Annotated in this window: 5 protein-coding genes; 3 read left to right on the top strand and 2 right to left on the bottom strand. The window is 41.2% G+C overall.

Translation table 11 applies throughout. The annotated features are described in order from the left end of the window. Window positions 1-325: 325 nt before the first annotated feature. Together IM496_RS15285 and IM496_RS15280 are read right to left on the bottom strand one after the other, a co-directional pair. The gene (locus IM496_RS15285) at window positions 326-1,600 is read right to left on the bottom strand and encodes an O-antigen ligase family protein (RefSeq protein WP_194017241.1); all 1,275 of its coding nucleotides are present in this window, start codon (window positions 1,598-1,600) and stop codon (window positions 326-328) included. 1 nt (window position 1,601) lies between these two features. Next, window positions 1,602-2,429 (bottom strand): YaaW family protein, encoded by an 828-nt coding sequence (locus IM496_RS15280; RefSeq protein ID WP_287662438.1) that lies wholly within the window; start codon window positions 2,427-2,429, stop codon window positions 1,602-1,604. Window positions 2,430-2,526: 97 nt separating this feature from the next. Here IM496_RS15280 and IM496_RS15275 point away from each other — a divergent pair, with 97 nt between their 5' ends. The 3 genes from IM496_RS15275 (at window position 2,527) to IM496_RS15265 (ending at window position 6,276) form a co-directional block, all read left to right on the top strand. Further along, window positions 2,527-3,471, top strand: a complete 945-nt coding sequence (locus IM496_RS15275) for an NAD(P)/FAD-dependent oxidoreductase (RefSeq protein ID WP_287662436.1) — start codon at window positions 2,527-2,529, stop codon at window positions 3,469-3,471. 98 nt (window positions 3,472-3,569) lie between these two features. Further along, window positions 3,570-3,824, top strand: a complete 255-nt coding sequence (locus tag IM496_RS15270) for a DUF7219 family protein (protein ID WP_104395982.1) — start codon at window positions 3,570-3,572, stop codon at window positions 3,822-3,824. A gap of 388 nt (window positions 3,825-4,212) precedes the next feature. Continuing rightward, the gene (locus IM496_RS15265) at window positions 4,213-6,276 is read left to right on the top strand and encodes an ABC transporter ATP-binding protein/permease (RefSeq protein WP_287662434.1); all 2,064 of its coding nucleotides are present in this window, start codon (window positions 4,213-4,215) and stop codon (window positions 6,274-6,276) included. Window positions 6,277-6,527 lie beyond the last annotated feature (251 nt).

Raw genomic sequence — 6,527 nt, 5'->3', positions numbered from 1 at the left:
CTTCTAGGTTGTGTGTGATAAGTTTAACTTACATAGGATTGATCGATCTTTGTGTCCTTTGTGTCTTTGTGGTTCGTTCCACCCCCTCTCTAGGAGGAATGTATCTTAGAATACATTTTACCCACCAAATCCAAGAGAGCCCAAATTTTTTGACAAAAAGGCATAATTATCGATTTCTGACCATAAGGGATGGTTTTGACTGATAATATGACGTTCAACTAGCTTCATATCTTGATCATACCTGATAACGTTCTTAAAATCTATCGGTCGCCAAAGTTACTTATTTTAGTTATCTAGCTACAGAAATGAGTAACTTTAAAAAGCTTTAGGTAGGTTTTTGGTTTCTGTGGTTAACCCCAGCAATGGCAGCCAAGAGAAGCCAAACAATAGTATTAATCTTGACATCGGAGAGGGTGACATCGACGAGATTAAATAAAACGCAAGCACCAAAGGCCACCAGATAGGTAAAGATAATCAACTCACCCCCGGCTTTTTGTTGCCGTAAAAAGATAAATAAACGCACCCCTTGGGCATAAATCCAACCCACCCAAACAGACAATAAAATTAAGCCGATAATTCCCGTTTCTGCCATTAACATCAAATATAAATTATGGGGATGACCTAACCATAATCCCTGACTTTTTTCGTAGAGAGGTGTGAAACTGCGTAATCCCCAACCGAATAGGGGTCTTTCTTGGGTCATTTCTAGAGTAAAACGCCATTGAGTTGATCTGAGAGTAGCTAGAGGGCGATTGGGGAACATTTCATCGGATAATCGCGCCCAAATCGCCTTAGGAACCAAAAAACGCACACTATCCCTTAAAGGATTTGGTCCCCAAGAAGCGAGGGAAATCACCCCCCCCAAGAGGACAAAACCGGCGACTAAGGCATTCCAACCCAGATAAAGGGCGAAAATTAGGCACCCTAAAAAGGCTAAGGCCCAAGCATTGCGAGAATTGCTTAAAAATAGCCCTACACTATCGATAAATATGGTTAAAGTTAAAAACCCGATTTTGAGATTTAAATTCCGATTTCTTTGTCTGTGCCACTGCCGCCAAGTTAGAATTAATAAACCGAGGGCTAAAATCAGAGTTATCAGTAAATAAGCCCCCAAAAGATTAGCATACATAAAAACCGAAGACATTCGCCCCAAAGGTTCACCCCCCACCCCGTAGGGCCAGGTAAAAATCCCTTTTAATGCTTCCGGTTTTTGCCAACCGAGAAAAATCTGTCCCCATCCCATCACCACTACCCAAACCGAGGGAATAACCATCACCCAAGCTAGTTGACGCAATTGAGAGGGTTTTTTAATTAATTGCCGAATATTGCTAAAAAAGAAGAAAAAAGGCAGAAAATTTCCTAAACCAATCCAAGCATCCCCCGGAGTTGGGGAAAGACTGGCACTAATCATCAACCAAAGAGTGACGATACCGAGACCTTGATTGAGACGTGACTGGATAATTGCCCGAAAATTGCCGGTAAAAACCCTAATTAAGACGATAATAATGCCGATACCCGCTAACTCCGGCAGGATCAGGGCGATAAAAACTGAAAAAAGTATTAAATTCCACTCCCACCCTTGACAAAAAATCTTTTTCATGCTAGGCAGGTTGCCAACAATCCTCACGAGTCAGACGAATTTGGGCAAGGGCAAAAATAGTCGGGATAATCCGGCCGTAGTCAGTGGCGATCGCCTTCCAACCGAGATCAGCAATAAACCAACCCCATAAAGCCGGTCCCACCAAACTTAACACGGTTCTGACCGCTCCGTAGCGGGCTGCCGCCCTAGTCATGCCCTGTTTAGCCGTTTGTAGGGCGATTTGATTAGCAATTGCCCCACCCTGGACTAGGGCAGTCTTTGCCCCTTGATAGCGGGCAAAATGGAGAGCGAACTGCCCGGCGATATGTTTGAGCAGAATCGGTTTCAGGATAGAATTAACGGCGATGACGCTACTGCCTTTGAGGACTATATCGAGGGGATTGTGTTGTAGGTGAACGGGTAAGGGTTGGGGAGTGTGGGAATCCGCGAGCGCCTTTTGAATTTGAATCGAGAGGGATTTTTGTTCCGATGGGGGGAGACGTTTCCAAGCTTTGTTAACGAGGTGAAGATAGATTTCCGCTTCAATTTCCGTTGTCGGCATTTTTTGGGAGTAGGGAACCTTGAGGAAATGACAGACACGGACGAGAATTTGACGATAACTAACTTTTTCGGTTTGACCTTTTAATACTGTCACACCATCGGCAGCCAAGTAACGAAAACGATCCTCGACGCTATCTAACCAACTATCCCAATCTTGACTTTGAACGGCGATTGCGTCCGGCGCTCGTAGATAATCGAGAGGGTTAAAACGACGGCAAAAGAGGATGTTAGTGATTTGCTGTAGTTCCTCCTCGGTGGCTAACTCCAAAGCTGTGCGTAGTTCGTCCAATGTGGTTTGTCCTCCTCAGCCCCAATAATCAACTTAGTTTCGCTAGTGCTGATTACTACTAATATTAACTCAAGGGTTCACAGGATTAGGAAGGCTAGTGACAAATTTTTCGATTAAGGTTGGGATCATTGGTGCGGGTTTAGCCGGGTTAACCTGCGCTCGTCAGTTGTGCGATCGAGGTTATACTGTTAAGCTATTTGATAAGTCTAGAGGCATTGGTGGTCGTTTAGCCACGCGACGGGTTAATCGAGCTAATCAAGAGATGGCTGTGGATCATGGCTTGCCTTTTTTGACTGTTCAGGGCGAAAAAACGGCGGCTTTAATTGATAATCTCCTGAGAGAGAATATAGTTACTTCTTGGTTTGATTCTAGCTATGTTGCTCCTTCTGGCATCAATAGCGTGGCGAAATTTTTAGCTCAAGGTTTAGAAATTGAACGAGATTTTCTGGTTACTCGTCTGGAAAATCGTCAGGAAAAATGGGTTTTAAACAATAACGGTCAAATTCGGGGGGAGTTTTCGGTGATTGTCCTAGCTATTCCCGCCCCGCAAGCAGCGTTATTGTTAGAAAACTCTCATATAACTACTATGCCAGAATTGCGATCAATCGTTTACGATCCCTGTTTAACGGTAATGGCGGGTTATGGCGCTTCTTTACCCGCAGTTGCTCCCTCCACCGCTATCGCTTGGTTAGGACTTGATAGTAGTAAACGGCAATCATCCCCTGATTATGTCTTTGTTGTGCATAGTAGTGGAGATTTTGCGGTTAAATATCTCGATAGCGAGGATTTAGAAGCAGTTAAGCTAGATTTGCTCGCTCGTGCTTCTTTGCCTCTCCCGGATTGGTCTCAGATTCACCGTTGGCGTTATGCTTTAGTCCGTCAGGGTTTAGCTGTACCCTGTTTAAGTGTTAGTAGTCCTTTACCTCTAGTTGCCTGTGGTGATTGGTGTCAAGGGGGAGATTTATCGAGAAATTCTTCCCTAGAAACGGCCTTAACTTCTGGGATAGCGGCGGCTAATCAAGTTCAGCAGCTACTTTCCTAGAATCTAGGGACAGGGTTAAATTCTTAGGTTAAGCTTAAGTTAACAAAAGGTTAAATAATATAATAATTTAGGTATCCTATACTGGGGGGTTGGTCACAATGGAAAAATTCAATTCTAAAGATAACTTTCTCTACCCTAAAACCAGCTACAGGGGTTTATTCACGCCACAAAATTTAGTTTTTAACGCTAATTTGCAGGAATTCGCCCTGAGAGTCTCTTTTATCGCTGGTTTACACACTGGGGGAAAGCTTACCTCCACGGAAGCTTACGAGAAAATTAACCAGCTTTGGCAAGAGTTGAATACCAGTCGAAAATTCCTGTTAGCTAATCATTTTGAGGATGACGGAGATTGAGAGATGGGGGTTTTTCAGTGATCAGTAAACAGTAAACAGCATCTAAAGTGCCACAGTAACAAAAGTGGGTCAAGTAGTTCTTAAAGTTATCTCAGAGCTTTCCCGCCATAGCTGGCAGTATTCTGAGAGACTGCGATCGGGTAAGTGGCGACTAATTCCGGTTTAGTCGTCAGAATCGAATATTCACAAGACTGCGGATTGTCCATCCGCTCCTGAGCATTTCGGCAGATGACTTAAGGTGATTTTGAGAGCATCAACGACCGGATCATAGGTCACTTTCGTCTTCGAGATAAAAATGTTACCAAAAGACAACAAGAGGTAATTCTGCCGCTAAAATATGATAGCGAGTTGTCAAGAGAACAGTAAAAGAACTGCCAATTGGATCTAGATGCCCCAATATACTACTAAACAAGCAACGGAAAACCCTGTTGTGTCCGACCAGTCCGCCAAGAATCCCTTTTCACTATTTGGTCAATTTTGGGAAAGCCTAAAAATTGTGGCTCAACCCTATTGGTATCCAACGGAGTTAAATGGACGCGCCTTTGGAGATGTGATCATTTCTTGGGGAATGTCAGCTTTGATTCTTTTAAGTATCTTGGCAACAGTCGGGGTAGAAGCTTTTAGTAGCTACTGGAATCGTTATGTACTCGATATTATTATTGAAGATAGAGACCTTTCTAAATATCTCAATACGCTGTGGTTATCCAGTTTGTTGATTATAGGAACAACGGGGTTATTTGCTTTTTCTCAATTTATTCGTCGTCGAGTGGCATTGGATTGGTATAAGTGGTTAACGAAACAAACCGTTAAAAAATATCTCAATGATCGCGCTTATTACAACATTGATTTTACCTCAAACTTAAAAAATCCCGATCAAAGATTATCTCAAGAAATTGAACCAATTACGACCATGACCCTAAGGTTATTAATCACCTTCATGGAAAAAGGGTTACAAATGATTACTTTTGCGATCATTCTTTGGACAATTTCCCCACAAATTGCGGTTTATTTAATAATTTATACGATCGCAGGAAATTTAATAGCAATTTATCTAACTCAAGAATTAAACAAAATTAATCAATCGGAGCTTAATGATAAGGCGGATTATAGTTATGCTTTAACCCATGTGCGTAACCACGCCGAATCAATTGCTTTTTTTCAGGGAGAAGAGCAGGAAGAAAAAATCATTGAAGGTCGTTTTGAACGGCTTATTAAAAGCTCGGAAAAACTGATAAATTGGGAACGGTTTAATAATCTTTTTAATCGAGGTTATCAGTCAGCGATTAGTGTATTTTCAATGTTTATTTTGACCCCGATGTTTATTAAAAACGAAATCGATTATGGAGAAATTAGTCAAGCTAGTTTATGCTGTTTTCTTTTTTCTAATGCCTTGGGACAATTAATTACTGAATGGGGAACATCGGGTAAAGTTTCAAGTTATATTGAGCGGTTAGCCACTTTGACAGATGCCTTAAAAGTTGCCAGTGAAGAGCCGAAAAACTTAAGTCGTATTACCACCCTGGAAGATGAGCGTATAGCTTTTGAAAATTTTACCCTACAAACTCCCGATTATGAAAAGGTAATTGTGGAGAATTTATCGGTTTCTGTCCCTTTGGGAGAAAGTTTACTGATTATTGGGCCCAGTGGTCGAGGAAAAAGTTCCTTGTTACGAGCAATCGCCGGTTTATGGAAAGCGGGTAGTGGTCGTTTAGTACGTCCTTCTTTAGCTAAAATGTTATTTTTACCCCAACGTCCTTATATTATCCTTGGCAGTTTACGCCAGCAATTACTTTATCCCCATACCAATGAGCAGCTGAGCGATGAAGAATTAGAAAATATCTTAAAAAAAGTCAATCTTCAACATTTATTAACTGACAAAAATAGCTTAGATAAAGAAGTCAATTGGGAACAGATTTTATCCCTCGGAGAACAACAAAGATTAGCTTTTGCTCGACTATTAATCACTAAACCTACCTTTACTATCTTAGATGAAGCAACCAGTGCTTTAGATTTGGCCAATGAAGCCAGTTTATATCGGCAATTACAGGAAAGTGAAACCACTTTTATTAGTGTTGGTCATCGGGAAAGTTTATTTAATTATCATCGATGGGTCTTAGAGTTAACAGAAAATTCCCATTGGCACCTGTCAACTGTAGAAGATTATCAGCGCAAAAAAGTTAATGACATGGTCATGATGTCAAAAAAATCAGAAGATTTTTCGGCGGTAAAAATAGAGCCTTTGTTTGAGGTTAAAACTGAGCATGATGCGGAAATTGCAGGAGTTTCTGAAATAGCCGAAGGTTTGTCCCATCAACAAATGCAGTCCCTAACTGACTATTCTTTAAGTAACGTCCGGAGTCGTGCCAGTTTAGGTAAAATCATTACTGCCAAAGATGGTTTTAATTATCGTTACGATAAAGACCCAAAAGCCTTAAAATGGGTGAGAATATAGCTAATGGCTTGACAAACAGATTGAAATTGAGACAGGGTATGAGGTGTGGTGGGTAGGGAAAATTTTTCAACTTTCCCCTCTCAGGAGAACTAGAGAATGAGGTTTTTGCTGGGTAAGTTGATTAACAAGCTACTAACTGATAACTGATAACTGATAACTGATAACTGATAACTGATAACTGATAACTGATAACTGATAACTGATAACTGATAACTGATAACTGATAACTGATAACTGATAACTGATAACTG

The sequence above is a fragment of the Microcystis sp. M049S2 genome (assembly GCF_020245625.1).
In the GTDB taxonomy this organism is placed as follows: Bacteria; Cyanobacteriota; Cyanobacteriia; order Cyanobacteriales; family Microcystaceae; genus Microcystis; species Microcystis ichthyoblabe_A.
Note: the sequence above shows the minus strand (reverse complement) of the source record. Positions and strands in the feature narration are given on the sequence as shown.

What these genes read in the sequence shown, in the direction of transcription:
- IM496_RS15285 (WP_194017241.1), bottom strand. Translation starts at nt 1,600, where the DNA reads ATGAAAAAGATTTTTTGTCAAGGGTGGGAGTGGAATTTAATACTTTTT.
- IM496_RS15270 (WP_104395982.1), top strand. Translation starts at nt 3,570, where the DNA reads ATGGAAAAATTCAATTCTAAAGATAACTTTCTCTACCCTAAAACCAGC.
- IM496_RS15265 (WP_287662434.1), top strand. Translation starts at nt 4,213, where the DNA reads ATGCCCCAATATACTACTAAACAAGCAACGGAAAACCCTGTTGTGTCC.